A 16665-nucleotide genomic window follows, 5' to 3' on the forward strand; every position below is an offset into this window, starting at 1 on the left:
GAAGCGACGCCAGCGCATGCGTGGGCGTGGTCGTCGCCAGCCGTCATCTGCCCCTTCGGCCGCTCCCCAACCGGTCAGGCGGGCGAGGGCGCTACGGGTTTATCGACCTCGGCCTCGCTCGCGCGCGGTTGCGGCAGGGACTTTCCGTGGTGCAACTCGGTCAGGAACCGTAGCGCGGCGTGGCTGGGCAGGAAGAAGTAGCCGCCCGCCCGCACCGTGACGAAGCTCTGCATGTTATCCAGCACCACGGCGCCGGCCGGTGTCGGGATGGTGAAGACACGCTGGCCGGGGCACGCCGACGCGGTGATGGGATCAGGCTCGCTGTTCAGGCCGTGAAAGGACGGTGAGGCGATCCAGGACTGCTGCACGAACTCGAACTGCCGCTCCAGGTCGGCGCACAGGCCGACGAACATCAGGCCCTTCTCCTCCGGCTGGTTGTCGGCGGCAGGCTTGACGTAGCTGCGTCCGCGCCGCAGCAGGCGATGGCGGTTGGTAATGATGAGTTGCTTAGGGTCGCCCGGCTGCAGGCTGTCGCGCGGGTTGGCGCGGCGGATATGAGCGCCGAACGGGCAGAAGAAGCCCTGCGGGTCCTCCTCGCCGAACTTGAAGTCGTTGGTCGGCTCGGCGCCGGAGCTGCGCTTGCCCTTGCGCTTGGGCTCCTCGGGGCCGGGCCGCTCGATCAGCGGTGTGCCGTCGCGCCAACGACCCATCATCTTGGCCGCTACCCAATCGGCGGTGATCTCGCCGCCGATGAGGGCCTTCAGGTTGGGATACTTCCGCAGTTCCTGCGCCTTGCTCTCGGTGAAGGCATGGAAGCCCTCGACGTCCTGCACCAGTTGGCGCACGGCGATGAACGTGCCGTTGCGCCCGAAGTCGCGGGGCACCGCGGTGGGCCAGGCTCGGAAGCGCGGGAAGCGCGAGGTGACCGTGGCGTTGTCGGCCGGCAGCAGGTTGCCGAGATCGGACTCGGGGGGCACGACCACGCTGGGCGGAAAGTAGTTCTGGTTGTTGCGATAGCCCAGGAGCAGTTCGCCCGGCGCCACGATATCGTTCTCCAGGGCACCCTTGGCAAAGCGCTGGGTGCCGCGGATGATCGGCTGCGAGATGCCGTCGCGATAGCCGAAGTGTTCGTATTCCTTGCTCTTTTCCTTGCCGTTCGCGCTGACGGGCTGCGTCAGCACGACGTCCAGGAACGCACCGCCTTGCTTCAGCATGCGGCGGCGGTGCGCTTCGAGCGCGCGGTCCCGCTTCTCCGCTGAGTCGGCGTAGAGGAACAGCACGGCATCGGCCGTCGGCCGGCCATCAACCGGTTGTCCATCGGCCCAGCGCCAGGTTTCGGGTGCCGAGGAACCGACATCGCCCAGGATGCGGCTGCGGCTGATCATGCCGGCGGTAAACGGTCCCGGGAACGTCTTCAGGCCGACATCAGGCACACCGAACCTGGCAAGCCCGGCGGCCGAGAAGGCGACGAAGGTCGCCACGCGGAAGCCGTTCTTGTCCTTCACCGTCGGTCGGTCGCCGAACGTGATGGGCTCGATGCCCTCGGCCGACGCCGGTTTGCCGTTGGGCGGCATCAGTCCGTCGAGCCACGATGTGCAGTGCTGCGGCTGGTCGGGCAGGCGCAGCACGACGCACGCGGTATAGGGCAGATCGCCCAACGCGCGGAACACGAGCGACTGCACTTCCATGGTTTCGATGGCGTAGTCCGGCCGCGGCATCGAGCCGAAGCAATCGAGCCAGGCCTGGGCCGCCGTATCGGTGCGGGCCCGCATCAGCCCGTCATGGATCAGCGCATTGAGCCGGATCTGGTCGGTCGTCAGCTCCGGAAAGCGGCTGTACCAGAATTGTGTCGGGACCTGCTGGCGGCGGACCCAGCGCTTGAAACGATCGCCGTCCTGGGCACCGTCGCGGGTCAGGAAGCGCGTGCGTGGGAAGCCCACGCCGTTGCTCCACGCCGCGCTCTGGCCCTGGTGCGCCTTGGTGATGAAGTCCTCAAGATAGCTTTCCCAGCTGCCGTCGAAGTTGGCCAGGAAGATCAGTCTCTCGCTGCCCGGCAGGCGGAACCACTTGGCATAGTGGATGGTGCCGATGTTGACGACGAAGCCCGGTCGATACTTGTGGGCGACCAGGACGCCGATGCTCCACATCGCCACGGCGGTCGTCAGCTTGCGGAACCAGCCCGGCTTCAGGTGCGTCACCGCCGTGATGTGGTTCTGCGCGTAGCCCGGCGGGTTCTCGCGGGCGGTGAGCGTCTGAAGGTAGGCCTGTTCGGGATTTCGATCGTCGGGCTCATCGCGCTTTTCGTGCCAGCGCAGCAGGCCGATGAACGCTGCGGCGACGGCGGCAAGCAGCAGGCTGGTGGCGACGACACCGCCCACGACGGCCAGCAGGAAGCGTCCGATGCCGGTCACGGTATTTGTGAAGAAGTGCTGGAACGCCAAACCCGGGCCCAGCGACCAGTCGACCACCACCGAAAGGGCGACGATCAACGCGAACAGCAGAAGCCCCAACCTCAGGGCGGACCGCGTGGTGGCGAAGCTCTTGAAGGCGCCGCCGGCGTTGCGTTCCTTCCACTCCGACATTGCCAACTGACGGCCGCTGGGGCGGATCAGGAAATCGGCGAAACCGGCGCCGCGATCGAGCAGGTCGCGCAGCGGCTCGTCGCTGGCCGCCTGGCGAACATAGTCGTCGTCCTGCTGGATCAGCTTGCGCACATGATCGACGACCCGGATCGGCCGGCTGCCGAACTCGAAATGCTTCTTCTGATAGTACTTGAGGGCGTCGCGGGCGAATGTCGCCAGGGCATCCTGACGGGCGATATCGGAAACCGGCGTGTCTGGCGTGCCGTTGAAGTTCAGGCCGATGGCACCCCATGGCCAGGTGTGCAGATCAAGCGCATGGCGGATCAACTGGTCGTCCAGCGCCAGGGAATCGCCGCTCTGCACGTGCTGGAAGAGCGGTTTCAACCAGGCCTCGGCATGGGTTGCGACCTTGCGCAACGCCGCCTCGCGCGGCCCGTCGACATTCAGTTCCAGCAGCAGGTAGTGCGCGCCATCGCCGGCATCGACCACCGACAGCGATGCGAAATGTACGATGCCGGTGTCCTTCAGGGTCTGCGCGACGTCGGCGCGCGCCGGATTACCCAGGGCCTCGATCTGCCCTTCGAGCTGCACCTTGGCGCTGGCTGGCACCGGAGCGCAGACCTGCACCATGGTCTGCGTCGCCGGTGTCGCGGTGTCGAACACCATGTCGAGCCGGCGCGGGAAGGGGCCGACCCAGACGAGCGCACCGTCGCGGTCCGGCGCCGTCCGCAAGCCCGGTTGCGCCAGCAGGACCTCGAAGATCTCGACGATCTGCTCGGTGGCCAGGTGCTTGCCCAGACACTCGTGAACGCCGGTCCCGAACATCAGGCCGGGTTGCGTCGGCCGATCGGGCCAGAAGCGCCCAGGGGACGTGAATTGCCGCCGGTCGCGCAGCGCCGACAAGGTCGCCACCATCAGGACGGAGCCGGCGGCAACCCGTTTCGTGCCGATGGTGGTGTCCCGCACGGCGTAGCGGAACTGGCCCGGTGCCAGTGCCGGGTTGAGACGCGCAGCCTCGAACAGGATCTTCTTCAGCCCGGCCCGGTCGCCGGCCCGCGCTTTCTCCGTCGCCAGGCGCATGGCGTCGGGGCGGCGCAGCAGTTCCTGCAGGACCTTGCCCGCCGCCAGCGTGTTGGTGGGAATGAACCCGGTCGCCAGCCCGACGAGGATGGCGCGGATTTCGCTGTCGGTCGGCGCCGGCCCGATGCCGGGATTGGACTGCAGCTCGACCAGACGATCGACCAGGGTGCCGGGCCGCGGCTGCATTTTCGCCCGTGCGATCGCCCGATCGATCAGGGCACGGATACGCGCGGCACCGTCCAGCGCCAGCTGACGGTTCTTGTCCTTGCCGAAGGGGTCGGCGAACAGCAGGTTCGACACCGACATCGCGCGGTCGGCGAACGCTTCGGGCTCCTCGATGTCGAGCCCGAAATACCGACAGCAGGTCTCGGCGGCGACGCGCGTGATGAGGTCGTGCATCACGTCGATACGGCCGCCCGACCCGGCGAGGAGCGCATTGGTCAGGTGGCGGGTGTGGGTGCGCACGGCGATCGCATCCGGCGGCAGGACGACCCGCTGGATGATGTCATGCTGCCGGTCGTGCTCAGGCCCTTCCATGCCGAGCACGAAATTCGTGCCGCCGGCCAATTCCTTCATTTCCGGGCCGTACGGCACCTCGAAATCGCCGGCGTTGTTCAACACGGCCATGACATCGGCGTGGCGCGTCACCAGCACCAGGCGTCCGAACCGGGGCGTGGGCCATACGGCGCGGAAGACCCAGAAGACAGCCAGCATCACGTGCCGGGTCAGGCCGGACATGGCCCGTTTGATCCGGCCACTGCTGCCCAGCGTCTTCTTGAGATCGAAGGTGCTGTGCAACGTCGGCGGTGCGGACTGCCCTTGGGCCGTCCGAATCTTGTCGTAGTATTTGAATGCCAGCATGTCCGACTCGCGGCGAGCGACAGAGTTCTGGAACCGGGACTAGCCTAAGACCGCCTTGGCGTCATCCTTCGATCGGCTGATGCGGCCACCCGATGCAATCTCAAGACCGTCGGTGAGATTGTCGATCCAAGTCCGGTCCAGAAAGGGCAGCCACGTCAAATAGGCCGCATACTCCGCGGCGAATCCGGGCTTGGCCGCGACAAGCTGGTCGAAGCTCGAGCGGGCCGCCGCGAGATTGCCGCCGCGGGCCAGGGCCGTGACCTTGATGACTTGCGCATACCAGTAGCCCGGGCGCCGGAGCAGGGACTGATCGGCCCATTCGGCGGCCTCGCGCCACTGTTCGAGCATCCCGTGGGCGACGGCAAGCTCGCCGAACGTGAAAAAGATGTGCACGTCGTTGGGACTGAGGCGCAGCGCCGCCCGCAGCGCCGGAAGTGCCCGGGCAGGTTCACCCGCCAGGTTGTAGCAGCCGCCCAGCTGGGCATGCGCCATCGCCAGGCTGGGGTTGAGCGCGATGGCCTGCTGCAGCAATGCCTGGGCCCGCACCGGTTGGCGCAACCACATTTCGCCCATGCCGGCCAGCAGATGAGCGCGACCATCGTCAGGATCGGCAATGATGGCGCGCTGCGCCAGGCGGCGCATCTCGGCGATTTCATCGGCCGATCCGCGTTGCGACCAGATCGTGTAGTTCAGGCAGGTGGTGGCCTGGATCAGGGCTTCCGGCGAGTTGGGATCGCGCTTGAGGGCTTCGTCGAACAACTGCCGGGCCGTCTCGGAATCCTGCCGGGTGAGCTTGTTGAGGTGCCAGCGGCCGCGCCAGATCAGGTCGTTGACGTCTGGATGATCGGTGTGCCGGTTGCGTGCCCGCATCTGCTCAGCGTAGTCGATGCGCGTATCGAGCAGGGTGACCAGCTCCGCCGCCAACTGGTCCAGCAGTTCGCGCGAGTGCGACAGCGACAGTTCGATGCGCTGCGACCACAGCGTATAGCCGCTGGTCGTGTCCGACAGCGCGATCGTCAACCAGAACGTGTCGGCGGCGCGGCGCAGGCGGCCTTCGAGGACATATTTGGCGCCGAGGCTGCGGCCGACAGCCTTGAGGTCGGCGTTCTCGGCACTCACCGAGAAGCTGGAGCTGCGCGCGATCACCGGCAGCCACCGCAGCCGTGACAGGCGGTCGATCAGGTCCTCGCTGATGCCCTCGGCCAGGTAGTCATTGTCGGCCACGCCGGTCAGGTTGAGGAACGGCAGGACCGCCAGCGACGGCGGCTGGCTGGGATCCGCCACCATCTCGGGAACGCTGAGCGCGGGGCGAGGGGGCGCTTCGGTATTCCGATCGAGCGCTGAGCCGGCCTGCGAAATTTTTTCGGTGCGCTCGCTCTCCGAAACGACGGCCGTCGCGCCCGTGGCCAGCCGCGCCGCCAGCGCCTGGCGCTGCGTGCGCAGCCACTCCTCGAAACCCTCGGCGCCGGCGATGTCGAACCCTTCGAGGAAGTCGCCGGCGCGCCGCTGAGGTCGATTGCCCGCGGTGCCGAACACCAAGGTGCGCGCATCGACGTCGATCTGGTCGAGGTCGAGCTTGACGCGGTCGTGCTCGCTCACCAGCAGCGGCCGCGGCAGGGTGTTGAGGCTGCGGCGCAGAGCCGTCAACTCGCGGCGCAGGCTGCTTTGCGCCTGTGGCCGCTGGCGCTCGCCCCACAGTTTGTCCTGCAGCCAGCCGCGCGTGTGTTCGCCATCGCTGGCCATGGCCAGCATGGCGATCAGCGCAACCCCTTTCTTGCTGGTGATCTCGATCCGCTGGCCATTCGGCCCGGTGAGCCGAAAGGGCCCTAGCAGGTCGAGCGCGAACGGGCGTGTCTCGCTCATGTCCCCAGGAAATCTGCGAAGCCCTGACACTATAACATTTTTCACGCTCGCCGAGCGCAATCCGAGCGCTGTCGTCCCGGCTTTCGAGCCACGGCCGGGGAAACTCCTCGCATCACGGCAGCACGCAGAACGGAAGCGGTCTGAAGAAAGGGGCGATGCGCACCGTTCATGCGGACCAAGGGGGCGAGATCATGGTGGCAGTATCAGTTCTGCAGGACATCAACCCGACACCGGAGCGCACGCGGCCCGTGCTCACGGTCATGGTGAACAATGTCGATGCCGCGGGGGATTTCCAGGCCCGCCACAAGCCCGCCGACGGGCCGGCAGGGCACCCGGCGTCCGTGGCCGGCGATGTCGGTGTCGATCACGACGTGCAGCACCATATCCAGAGCCAACTGGCGCGTGTCCTGCAGTTCATGCCCAGCCCGGCGCTGCTGCTGGATGCGCAGCGGCGCATCGTGAACGCCAACCCGGCCGCCGAGGCGCTGTTGCGCGAGGGCGACGGCGTTGTCGTGAGCCCCGACGGCAGCCTGCAGGCGACGGCGGCCTTTCCCAGCGAGAACCGGGCGCTCAGCCGCTGCCTGGCGGCAGCATTGTGTGTCGCGGCCGGCGAGGAGGTGCCGCTGTGCGCCCCGTTGCGCGTGTCGCGTCCCTCAGGGCGGGCGCCGCTGCTGGTCATCGCCGCGCCCCTGCCGGCGGCGCCTGTGGCGCTGCGCGGCGCGATCGGCGGTGGCATGGCGCTGATCCTGATCGTCGATCCCGAGGCACAGCCGCGTGACGTCACCACGGCGCTGCAGATCGCCGCCGGCCTGACGCCGGCCGAAGCGCGCGTGGCGATGCTGATCGGCGGTGGCTTCAGCCGGCCGCAGGCGGCAGCGATGCTGAACGTCTCGCCATCGACGGCCAATTGCCAGTTGGCGAGCTGCTTCGAAAAGCTGGGCGTGCGCTCCCAGGTGAGCCTCGCCCGTTTGATGAGCGCATTGCCCGAGGCCGTGTCGCCGACGGCGGCCGATGTCGGTCCGCACGGCGGTGCCAAGACCGTGTGGCAGGGAGGTACGCGATGACGAAATCCATCAACGACAGCACATTTGATGCGCAGGCGCGCGATGACAACCAGCCGACCGAGGATTGCTTTGCCGCCGCCGACGCTGGTGGGCGCATCCTGGCGTTCCCCGGCGTGCCTGCCGCGCAGTTTTCGTCGGGCGCGTACGCGGTGCCGGTTTTTCCGTCGTGGCTTCGGCGCTTCTTCGCCGATCTGAGCTGAGCGGGCCAGGTCCGGCATTTTCGGCGCCACAGAGGGAAGGCACATGGCTCGCGGATACTCGTTGCATCTGGGACTGAACAGCGTGGATCCGCTGCACTACGACGGATGGGCCGGCCGGCTCAACGCGGGCGAGAGCGACGCTGCCGACATGGCGTCGATCGCGCAGGCGGCAGGTTTTGTCGAGCGGCGCGTTCACCTGACCCAGCAGGCGACCTCGGACCGGTTCATCGAGGACATGCTCGAGTTCGCGCAGACGCTGGAGGACGGTGATCTGCTGCTGGTGACGTACGCCGGCCATGGCGGCCAGATTCCGGACGAGGCTTCCGACGAGGACGATCGCTACGACGAAACATGGTGCCTGTATGACCGGCAGCTGATCGATGGCGAACTGTACCGCCTCTTCGGCCGCTTCAAGCCGGGCGTTCGCATCGTCGTTCTGTCCGACAGTTGCCACAGTGGCACCGTGGTCAAGCTGCGCCGCGACGCCGGGTTGCTGCCGCTGTCGGTGTTCGCCAACCAGCTGGCGCAGATCGGCAGCGAATCGCCCACGACCGTGTCGGCGGCACCCAGCCGCGCGGCGCCGATCGAAGTGACGGTGGCCGCCTATAATGGCCAGCGCCGCACGTACCTTGCCCTGCAGGCGGCATCTGCCGGGGCACGGGACGCCGAACCGAAGGCCGGGGTCATCCGCATCGCCGGCTGCATGGACGATCAGCTGTCGCTCGACGGCAAGCGCAACGGCCTGTTCACGGCCAATCTCAAGCGCGTCTGGAATGACGGCACTTTTTGCGGTGGCTACCGGCTGTTCCACCAGACCATCGTCAGCCGCATGCCGCCCACCCAGACACCCAGCTTCATGACCGCCGGCAACGTCGGTGCCGGCTTTCTGAACAGCAAACCGTTTTCGATTTGAAGTTTTGGGGCGCGCCAACGCCGCGGCGCGTCCCGGTTTCGGGGCGGCGATCAATCACCGAAGGGAGAACCACATGAAGACCATCTTTGCCATCGCATCCATGGTGCTGCTGCTGGCAGCGTGCAGCGAAGCGCGCGCCCACGTCACGGCGATCGACAGCCCGCCGGCGGCATCGGCCATTCGCTGACGCGCACGAACTGATATCCGTCCCGAGCACGCTCCTCGGCCTCGCTCGGGACAGGTTGCGAAGGGCCTTGCGGCGGCCGGTTTCGGGGGAACGTCGCGCCGTCTGATCCGCCCGGCACGCCGTGGATGGACCGCGACGCTGCAGGGCCCTTCGCTTCCTTGTTGGTATTGCCTGGGAGAGCGGGCGTCCCGCCCGCTCATGTTTCGGCGCTACGCGCGATGCGGGCGAGACGCCGCGCTCCCAGGGCGTCTAGGTCTCGCTGCGGCGCAATCGGTCCAGCCGGTCGAGCACGGCTTGCAGGATCCACGCCGCGGCGCCGGCATCGATGCGCGCATCGCGCTTCTGGCGCGACATGTCGTAGGTCTCGATCATGGTGCGCTCGACGGCGGCGGTCGACAGGCGCTCGTCCTGCAAGACCACCGGCAGGTCGGCGAAGCGCCGCGGCATGCGCGGACCGAGCTCGAGGTCGAGCGCCATCAGATTGGCCACGAACTGACGCACCGACTGGCAGCGCGGTCCCTCGCTGCCATCCATGTTGAGCGGCAGGCCGACGATCAGCGCCACGACCTCGTGTCGGCGCACGATCTCGGCCAGCTGCGCGGCATCCTTCGTGAACTTCGCGCGCGCAATGGTCTGCAGCGGCGTGGCGAGCGAGCGCAGCACGTCGGATGTCGCCAGTCCGATGGTGCGGGTGCCGACATCGAGCCCCAGCAACCGGCCCTGCGCCGGCAGCGTCGCGCTCAATGCCGCAATCTCGATAAGAGCCATGTTTGATCCTACGCGGCAGCCGATGACGGCATGCGTTGTTGCTCGAGCCAGTCGGCGACGAAGGCCGCGACTTCCTGCCAGCCGGGCTGCCCCACGATCCAGTGGCCTTGGCCCGCGAACTCGCGATGCTCGGCGACGGATGCGTAGCGGCGCGCCACCCGGCGCACCATTCCCGGCGGGGTCATGCGGTCCTTGTCGGTGCCGATCACCAGGGTCGGGCATGTGATCGCCGACGGGGCGATCCGCGCGGCACGCCGGCGGTCGAGGAAGGGCAGGCCGATCTCGACCAGCACGCGGCCCGACTCGTGCACGAAGTGCGCATAGTCGTGGTCGCACGCGATGCGGTCGGTGCAGGTGTTGAAGGTGCCGAGCATCGCCTCCTGGTGTGTGGCGCGATGCGGCAGCCGCCACCAACCCCAACGCATCTGGATGCGCAGGAACGCGCGCACGACCGACGGGTGCAGCGCAAAGACACCGGCCGGCGGCGCCGGACACAGCAGCACGGCGGCCGCACAGGCGTCGCGCGCGGCCAGCATCTGCGCCAGCAACCCACCCATGGAGTGGCCGACGACGACCGGCTTGGTGGGCAGGGCTGTGATGTACGCCTCGAGGTCGGCGGCGTAGTCGAGCAGCGAGAGCGTGCCCAAGCCGGCCGGTGCCGACAGCGGCGGTGCGTCGTGGTGGCGCAACACTGGCGTCAGCACGGTCCAGCCGCGCTGTTCGAAGAACGGTTTCCAGTGGCGCCAGACATGGGGCGTGGCCCACATGCCATGGATCATCACAACGCTGCGCTCCATGCCGCACCGTACGCGGTGTCGTGCGGTAACGAAAGCGCCAGGTTTTCGGACCGCGCGCGTCCACGCGCGCATCCGATGCGCGAGCGTGGACGACGTTTCGCTCTACGCTTCGCTCCAAGCGAATGCGCGCGTGGACGCGCGCGGTCCAAAAGCAGAGTTATGCGTTCGGGCTCTCCCACACGCGGGGCGCGCGTGGGGTGTCGATCTGATAATCGGTGTAGCGCAGCGCGAAGAAGTCGCGGCCGAACTGCTCGGCCTGAGCGATGGGGTTGCGGGGATCGCGGCTGACCTCGCCGCGGGCGTTACCCTGGCCGTGCACGACGCCGACGAAAGTCCCGTGCGTGTAGCGGACATATTCCTGGATGGGCTGGATGACGCCCGCCGACAGGGTGGGGTAGGCCTCCTCGGAACTCAGCACCAGGCCGATCCGCTTGCCCTTCATGCGGCGCATGACCGAGTCGGCGCCCGGGTAGGCAGCGAAGAGGTAGCACGACATGCGGTCAAAGAACGCCTTGAGTTGCGCGGACATGCTGTACCAGTAGACGGGCGTCGCCACGACGACGCCGTCGGCGTCCAGGAACCGGTCGAGGAACAGCGACGCATGACCGTCGTCGATCGAGCAGGTGCCGTCGGCGCGCCGGCAGGTCCGGCAGTCGCGGATGAAACCGGTGACGGCATCGGCCAGGTAGACGGTCTCGGTGTCATGGCCGCTGGCGGCCAGGCCGGTGGCCACGGCCCGGGCCAGGCGGGCCGAGTTGCCTTGCTGGCGGGGGCTGGAACACAGGACGAGCGCTTTCATGGATCCTCGCTGAGGCAAGAGGGGCGTGCTTGCGGCCGGGCCGCGCGATCGCCATGTGTGCCCGCGGTCGTGCTGATACAATTTGACTGGTTATGCTGTTGCTCGAGGTAACAGGCTGATGCCGCCGCGTAGTCTTGATCGCAGCCGTCGTGCGCTGTCCGAATTCCTGCGCTTTCGACGCGAGCAGCTGGCGCCTGAGGAGGTCGGCCTGCCGGCGGTGGGTCGCCGCCGTACCAAGGGCTTGCGGCGCGAGGAGGTCGCGGCGCTCGCCGGTGTCGGCATCACCTGGTACACGTGGCTGGAGCAGGGGCGCGAGATCGGTGTTTCCGCCGCCGTCCTCGACAACATCGCGCGCGTGCTGAAGCTCGATTCGATCGACCGCTGCCATCTCTTCCTGTTGGCGCACCAGCGCCCGCCGCCGACCGACGACCTCAGGCCGTGGGGCACGGTCTCCCCTCTGGTCCGCCAGGTCATGGACGATCTCGTGCTGCGGCCGGCCTATGCCATCAACCTGGTATGGGATGTGGTCGCCTGGAACCGCGCTGCCGACCGCCTGTTCGATTTCAGTGCGCGGGACAAGCCCAACCTGTTGCGGATGCTGTTCGCCGATCCGGCGTTTCGGCGTCGGGCACCGCAATGGCAAACCGACGCGCCGCGCCTGCTGGCCGATTTCCGGCGCGACTTCGCCAGCGCACCCAACGATGCGACGCTGGGCAGCCTGATCGGGGACCTGGAGAGCGTGTCACCGGACTTTCGCACCTGGTGGCACGGTCAGGATGCCGACGGCTGCACCAAAGGCCTGGCGCAGGTCGACATCGACGGTATCGGCAGCGTCGATTTCGAGCACGAGACGCTGGTCATCGACGAGGATCGGCGGTTGCGCCTGGTCATCTACGCCGCGCGACCGGAAAATCCCGGTGCCGTCGCTCTGGAGATGTTGCTGATGAATAATGATAAAAAAGATTAGATATTTCATATAATATATTGATATTAAATAATTTTTATCCTCATAAATTACTTTAAAATTGAGCTTTGATCGAGGGCTGCACGGCGGCCTTGCCGCGATGCTGCAAAAGCGGGTAGGTGCAGGCTCGTTTCTCGTTGGAGTTCGTCATGTCGATCGACGTCGATACCGTGGCCAAGATCGCCCGGCTGGCCCGGCTGAAGGTGCCGGAAGCCGAGCAGCCGCAGCTTGCCAAGGAGCTGTCCGGCATCCTGACCTGGATCGAGCAACTCAACGAGGTCAATACGCAAGGCGTCGAACCGCTGGCCAGCGTCTCCGACGTGACCCTGCCGATGCGCGAGGACGTGGTGACCGACGGCGGCATCGCCGCCAAGGTGCTGGCCAATGCGCCCGGCGGCGCCGTCTATCTCGAGCCCGGCGATCACAGCGTCGGCGGTTTTTTTACCGTGCCGAAGGTCGTGGAGTAGGCGATGGCGGATCTGGCCGAACTCACCATTGCCGACATGAGCGCCGCGCTCGCCAAGGGCGAGACGACGGCGCGCGCGCTGGCCGAGACGTTCATCGGGCGTATGGAGACCCATCGCCGGCTGAACGCCTTCATCACCGAAACGCCGGAACGGGCGCTGGAGATGGCCAAGGCCTCCGACGCGCGCCGCGCCAAGGGCGAGGCGGGCCTGCTCGAAGGCATTCCGCTCGCCATCAAGGACCTGTTCTGCACCGAGGGCGTGCGCACCACGGCGGCCTCGAACATCCTCGACGGCTTCACGCCGCCCTATGAGTCGACGGTCACCGCCAACCTGTGGAAGGCGGGCGCCGTCATGCTGGGCAAGACCAATCTCGACGAGTTCGCCATGGGCTCGTCGAACATGACGAGCCACTTCGGCGCCGTCGAGAACCCGTGGAAGCGTCAGGGCGACAACCGCAAGCTGGTGCCGGGCGGCAGCTCAGGCGGCTCGGCGGCATCGGTGGCGGGACGGCTGGCGCCCGGCGCCACCGGCACCGACACCGGCGGCTCGATCCGCCAGCCGGCAAGCTTCTGCGGCATCGTGGGCGTGAAGCCGACCTACGGCCGCTGCTCGCGCTGGGGCATTGTCGCGTTCGCGAGCTCGCTCGACCAGGCGGGACCCTTTGCGCACACCGTGAAGGACACCGCGCTGCTGCTGCAGGCAATGGCGGGGCACGATCCCAAGGATTCGACATCGGCGCCGCTGCCGGTGCCGGACTTCGCCGCCGCCTGTACCGGCGATGTGCGCGGACTGAAGGTGGGGATCCCCAAGGAGTACCGGGTCGACGGCATGTCGGCCGAGATCGAGGCGCTGTGGCAGCGCGGCATCGACATGCTGAAGGCGGCCGGGGCCGAGCCGGTCGAGGTGTCGCTGCCGCACACCAAGTACGCGCTGGCGACCTATTACATCGTGGCGCCGGCGGAGTGCTCGTCCAACCTGGCGCGCTATGACGGTGTGCGCTACGGGTTGCGGGTGCCGGGCAAGGACCTGCCCGAGATGTATGACAACACGCGTGCCGCAGGCTTCGGCGCCGAGACGCGGCGGCGCATCCTGATCGGCACCTATGTGCTGTCGGCCGGCTATTACGACGCCTACTACAAGAAGGCGCAGCAGGTGCGGGCGCTGATCGCGCGCGACTTCAAGCAGGCCTTCGAGCGCTGTGACGTGCTGCTGACGCCGACGACGCCGACGGCGGCGTTCGCCGCCGGCGACAAGATGGACGACCCGGTGACGATGTATCTCAACGACGTCTTCACCGTGCCGACCTCGATGGCGGGCCTGCCCGGCATTTCGGTGCCGACCGGGCTCGACAGCGATGGTCTGCCGCTGGGTCTGCAGCTGATCAGCCGCGCCTTTGACGAGGAGACCCTGTTTCGCGCCGCTTCGGCGCTGGAACGCGCGGCTGGCTTCGCGGCGCGTCCGGCAGGGTTCTAACGTACGTCCTCAACCGGGAGCGCCGGCATCCGTCCGCGCTCCCGGCAAGACGACTAAGCCCAACGCGGCAGGCGCTGCGGGCGCAGGGCGAGGGCGCCGCTGGCAATCGATACCATGCGATGCAAAGGAATCGCGGCGGCGATGGGGGCCGGGCGCGCCACGTAGAGGTCGGCGTGCAGCCAGCCGTCGGCTTCCTTGCCGGCCGGATCCAGGCCACGGCCCTGCAGCACGGTGAGCGCACGGTCCTTTTCGGCCGCGCTTTCGAAACGACGCTGCACGAAGCTGCCGCCCTCGAAGCGCTCGGTGACCAACCCCAGCGGCGCCAGCGCCGCGGCAAGCTCATCGCCCGTCGTGGCGCGACTCATGAACGTGGCGATCCACGGCGGGTCGTCGCGGCGCGCGGCCTGCGCCAGGCGTACAGCCGACCGCACACCGATGCGGCCCGTAGCAAGGACGATATCGGTACGCAGGATTTCGGCGGCAAGGGTGTCGTCAGGATCGGCGCGCTCCAGGTCGGCGGTAATGCCGCCGTCCACCGCGCCGACGCGATGGGCATAGGAGACGGCTTGTTCGCGGGCATCGACGCCGAGGTAGCGGTGACCGTCGCGCGGCCAGGCCGCGTAGTACAGGCGGTCGAGTTCCTCGACCTCGATCGGTTCCAGGGGCTGCATCTCACGCGCCGTGTAGCGTGCCTGCACGGTGGCGAAGGATAGCGGGAAACGCAGCAGCGCCGTGCCGATGCCCCAGGCGCAACCGAGTTCGAGCACCTGCAGCTTTCTGCCGGCATACGACGTGCGCGCTGCGATGAGTTGACGGAAAATCGGTGCGGCGATGTCTGCCAGTGCATAGTCCAGGCGGCCCAGGGTGCGCATCGTGGGCCGGGGATCGTTCTGAAGATAGGTGTGTTTGAGACAGGTCTTGACCGTATCGGTGAGGAAGAGGGGAGAGTCTTTGGGCACGATCGCGTCCTCCTGCGTGATGCCGGGCGATACGAAGCGATTCCAGTGTGGCCACAGTGGGGCGCAGTCGTGCACATCGCTGCCAAATGCGTGCAGATATGCGAACAACAGGACCGCTCCGTCTTTTGTGCGCGCTGCCTATCGCGCGGCCATGACGTGGTCGTGACATCGGCTGTTCAGGTTGGTGACGCGCGCCTGACGAACGGCGTTGACGGCGAACCGCCCCAGCCACACGCTTGACATATTGCGCCGGTGGAGGCGGATCATGGTTTCGATTGTGCGTTGCGGCATGATGGGTGCCGTCGCTGTGCTGATGATGATCGCATGTGCGATGGCCGTGGCCCAGACGCCAAAACCCAAAGCCGATGAAGCGCCGCCATCGATCGGCGTGGCGCAGATGCGCACGGACGGTACCATCGTGCTCTATCTGCGCGCGACCGCACCGGGCGGCGCTGTCGGCCACGGCCTGCTCGAATATCCGCCGGGACACCCGCAGTATCAGGACATCCAGCGCCATCTCGGCGGGATCAAGCCCGGCGAGATGAAGAACGTGCCACCCTGGCCGCAGTAGGGAGATCGATCATATGCGTGCTCTCATCATGGCGACGATGTGTCTCGTGCTCGCGATCGTGGCACCGGCGCGAGCCGCCGATCGTCTGGATCCCGAGCCGCGCATTGCGGTGATCTCCGCCTATGAGCCCGAGTGGGTGGCGCTGAAGGCCGCCGTGAACGATGCCAAGAGCCACCAGGTGAACGGCGTCGAGTTTGTCACCGGGACCCTGGGCGGTCGCAAGGTCGTGTTGTTCCTGTGCGGCATCAGCATGGTGAACGCGTCGATGACGACGCAGATGGTGCTCGACCGCTTCGACATCACCGGCATCGTGATCAGCGGCATCGCCGGCGGCGTCGATCCGGCGCTGCGCGTCGGCGACGTGGTGGCCGTCGCGCGCTGGGGGCAGTACCTCGAGGCGGCATTTGCGCGCGAGACGGATGGACGCTTCCAGCCGCCGCCGTGGATGAAGACGCCCTACGCCAATCACGGCATGATCTTCCCGCTCGATGTGAACGTGCGCAGTGCCAAGGGCGGTGCCGAGAAGCGCTTCTGGTTCGATGCCGACCCGGGGATGCTGGCGGCGGCCGGCCAGATCGGCGCCATCGAGCTCAAGCGCTGTGCGGCGGACAACGCCTGTCTCAGCCATGCGCCGCGCTTCGTCGTGGGCGGCAACGGCGTGTCGGGCCAGGCCTTCGTCGACAATGCCGCCTTCCGGCAATACGTGTTCGGCACCTTCCAGGCCCAGCTGCTCGACATGGAGAGCGCCGCGGTGGCGATGGTGGCCTACGCCAACGGCGTGCCGTTCATCGCCTTCCGCAGCCTGTCGGACCTCGCCGGCGGCGGCGAGGGCGCCAACGAGCTGCGCACGTTCTTCCGCCTGGCGTCGGACAATTCCGCCACCGTGGTGCAGCGGTTCCTGACGCTGTGGACGCCGCCCCGTTAAGTTCCTCCCCACGCAGTGGGGAGGTGCCCCCGATACGACGTTTCGACGCCAAGCGTCGAAACGTCGGTGGGCGGAGGGGGAGCCCACGTGGTCTTTGTTACCAAGACCACGTGGGCTCCCCCTCCGGCCTTAGTGCGACCGCAGCACATGGGTAACAGATTGTACTCAGCACATGGGTGACAGTTTTCTCGC

At 67.3% G+C, this 16665-nt stretch carries 14 protein-coding genes; 8 read left to right on the forward strand and 6 right to left on the reverse strand.

Annotated features, from left to right (window positions below; all coding sequences use genetic code 11):
* Window positions 1–74: 74 nt before the first annotated feature.
* Both FQU96_RS12605 and FQU96_RS12610 read right to left on the reverse strand, forming a co-directional pair.
* A complete protein-coding gene (locus tag FQU96_RS12605) occupies window positions 75–4523 on the reverse strand; it encodes a cytochrome P450 (protein ID WP_146541596.1) in 4449 nt (1482 codons plus the stop codon).
* Window positions 4524–4562: 39 nt separating this feature from the next.
* Entirely contained in the window at window positions 4563–6386 is a 1824-nt protein-coding gene (locus FQU96_RS12610; protein WP_146541597.1) for a tetratricopeptide repeat protein, read from the reverse strand.
* 191 nt (window positions 6387–6577) lie between these two features.
* Here FQU96_RS12610 and FQU96_RS12615 point away from each other — a divergent pair, with 191 nt between their 5' ends.
* Genes FQU96_RS12615 through FQU96_RS12625 form a run of 3 tightly spaced genes read left to right on the forward strand, consistent with a single transcriptional unit; the run spans window position 6578 to window position 8563 of the window.
* Window positions 6578–7450: a helix-turn-helix transcriptional regulator gene (locus FQU96_RS12615; RefSeq protein ID WP_178130475.1), complete on the forward strand. Its 873-nt coding sequence runs from the start codon at window positions 6578–6580 to the stop codon at window positions 7448–7450.
* On the forward strand, window positions 7447–7650 hold the full coding sequence (locus tag FQU96_RS12620) for a hypothetical protein (RefSeq protein WP_146541599.1): 204 nt from the start codon (window positions 7447–7449) through the stop codon (window positions 7648–7650). The genes FQU96_RS12615 and FQU96_RS12620 overlap by 4 nt, the downstream gene beginning before the upstream one ends.
* A 43-nt stretch (window positions 7651–7693) precedes the next feature.
* Window positions 7694–8563, forward strand: a complete 870-nt coding sequence (locus FQU96_RS12625; RefSeq protein WP_146541600.1) for a caspase family protein — start codon at window positions 7694–7696, stop codon at window positions 8561–8563.
* A 436-nt stretch (window positions 8564–8999) separates the two neighbouring features.
* Here the strand turns inward: FQU96_RS12625 and ruvX are convergent, their stop codons facing one another.
* From ruvX to FQU96_RS12640, 3 genes are all read right to left on the reverse strand, one after another.
* Window positions 9000–9518: a Holliday junction resolvase RuvX gene (gene ruvX / locus FQU96_RS12630; RefSeq protein ID WP_146541601.1), complete on the reverse strand. Its 519-nt coding sequence runs from the start codon at window positions 9516–9518 to the stop codon at window positions 9000–9002.
* 8 nt (window positions 9519–9526) lie between these two features.
* Window positions 9527–10315 carry an alpha/beta hydrolase gene (locus FQU96_RS12635; RefSeq protein ID WP_178130476.1) on the reverse strand — a complete coding sequence of 263 codons (789 nt, stop codon included), beginning with the start codon at window positions 10313–10315 and terminating at the stop codon, window positions 9527–9529.
* A gap of 157 nt (window positions 10316–10472) precedes the next feature.
* Complete coding sequence (locus FQU96_RS12640) at window positions 10473–11114, reverse strand: flavodoxin family protein (protein ID WP_146541603.1); 642 nt, start codon at window positions 11112–11114, stop codon at window positions 10473–10475.
* A gap of 118 nt (window positions 11115–11232) precedes the next feature.
* On the opposite strand from FQU96_RS12640, the gene FQU96_RS12645 reads away from it, so the two are divergent.
* The 3 genes from FQU96_RS12645 (at window position 11233) to gatA (ending at window position 14018) form a co-directional block, all read left to right on the forward strand.
* Complete coding sequence (locus tag FQU96_RS12645) at window positions 11233–12081, forward strand: helix-turn-helix transcriptional regulator (RefSeq protein WP_146541604.1); 849 nt, start codon at window positions 11233–11235, stop codon at window positions 12079–12081.
* 146 nt (window positions 12082–12227) lie between these two features.
* Window positions 12228–12545, forward strand: a complete 318-nt coding sequence (gene gatC, locus FQU96_RS12650) for an Asp-tRNA(Asn)/Glu-tRNA(Gln) amidotransferase subunit GatC (RefSeq protein WP_146541605.1) — start codon at window positions 12228–12230, stop codon at window positions 12543–12545.
* A 3-nt stretch (window positions 12546–12548) separates the two neighbouring features.
* Window positions 12549–14018 (forward strand): Asp-tRNA(Asn)/Glu-tRNA(Gln) amidotransferase subunit GatA, encoded by a 1470-nt coding sequence (gene gatA, locus FQU96_RS12655; RefSeq protein WP_146541606.1) that lies wholly within the window; start codon window positions 12549–12551, stop codon window positions 14016–14018.
* A 53-nt stretch (window positions 14019–14071) separates the two neighbouring features.
* On the opposite strand, the gene FQU96_RS12660 is transcribed toward gatA, so the two are convergent.
* Window positions 14072–14977, reverse strand: coding sequence for a class I SAM-dependent methyltransferase (locus FQU96_RS12660; RefSeq protein WP_146541607.1), 906 nt, complete (start codon window positions 14975–14977; stop codon window positions 14072–14074).
* Between the two features lie 265 nt (window positions 14978–15242).
* On the opposite strand from FQU96_RS12660, the gene FQU96_RS12665 reads away from it, so the two are divergent.
* Window positions 15243–15548, forward strand: a complete 306-nt coding sequence (locus tag FQU96_RS12665; RefSeq protein WP_146541608.1) for a hypothetical protein — start codon at window positions 15243–15245, stop codon at window positions 15546–15548.
* A 13-nt stretch (window positions 15549–15561) separates the two neighbouring features.
* Entirely contained in the window at window positions 15562–16473 is a 912-nt protein-coding gene (locus tag FQU96_RS12670; protein WP_146541609.1) for a 5'-methylthioadenosine/S-adenosylhomocysteine nucleosidase, read from the forward strand.
* The last annotated feature ends 192 nt before the right edge of the window (window positions 16474–16665 follow it).

It is taken from the genome of Reyranella sp. CPCC 100927 (assembly GCF_007859315.1).
Lineage (GTDB): Bacteria > Pseudomonadota > Alphaproteobacteria > Reyranellales > Reyranellaceae > Vineibacter.

Excerpts from the sequence above, each read along its gene's own strand:
- FQU96_RS12640 (WP_146541603.1), bottom strand. The coding sequence starts at position 11,114 with ATGAAAGCGCTCGTCCTGTGTTCCAGCCCCCGCCAGCAAGGCAACTCG.
- gatA (WP_146541606.1), top strand. The coding sequence starts at position 12,549 with ATGGCGGATCTGGCCGAACTCACCATTGCCGACATGAGCGCCGCGCTC.
- ruvX (WP_146541601.1), bottom strand. The coding sequence starts at position 9,518 with ATGGCTCTTATCGAGATTGCGGCATTGAGCGCGACGCTGCCGGCGCAG.
- FQU96_RS12625 (WP_146541600.1), top strand. The coding sequence starts at position 7,694 with ATGGCTCGCGGATACTCGTTGCATCTGGGACTGAACAGCGTGGATCCG.
- FQU96_RS12645 (WP_146541604.1), top strand. The coding sequence starts at position 11,233 with ATGCCGCCGCGTAGTCTTGATCGCAGCCGTCGTGCGCTGTCCGAATTC.
- FQU96_RS12635 (WP_178130476.1), bottom strand. The coding sequence starts at position 10,315 with ATGGAGCGCAGCGTTGTGATGATCCATGGCATGTGGGCCACGCCCCAT.
- gatC (WP_146541605.1), top strand. The coding sequence starts at position 12,228 with ATGTCGATCGACGTCGATACCGTGGCCAAGATCGCCCGGCTGGCCCGG.
- FQU96_RS12605 (WP_146541596.1), bottom strand. The coding sequence starts at position 4,523 with ATGCTGGCATTCAAATACTACGACAAGATTCGGACGGCCCAAGGGCAG.
- FQU96_RS12615 (WP_178130475.1), top strand. The coding sequence starts at position 6,578 with ATGGTGGCAGTATCAGTTCTGCAGGACATCAACCCGACACCGGAGCGC.
- FQU96_RS12620 (WP_146541599.1), top strand. The coding sequence starts at position 7,447 with ATGACGAAATCCATCAACGACAGCACATTTGATGCGCAGGCGCGCGAT.
- FQU96_RS12665 (WP_146541608.1), top strand. The coding sequence starts at position 15,243 with ATGGTTTCGATTGTGCGTTGCGGCATGATGGGTGCCGTCGCTGTGCTG.
- FQU96_RS12670 (WP_146541609.1), top strand. The coding sequence starts at position 15,562 with ATGCGTGCTCTCATCATGGCGACGATGTGTCTCGTGCTCGCGATCGTG.
- FQU96_RS12610 (WP_146541597.1), bottom strand. The coding sequence starts at position 6,386 with ATGAGCGAGACACGCCCGTTCGCGCTCGACCTGCTAGGGCCCTTTCGG.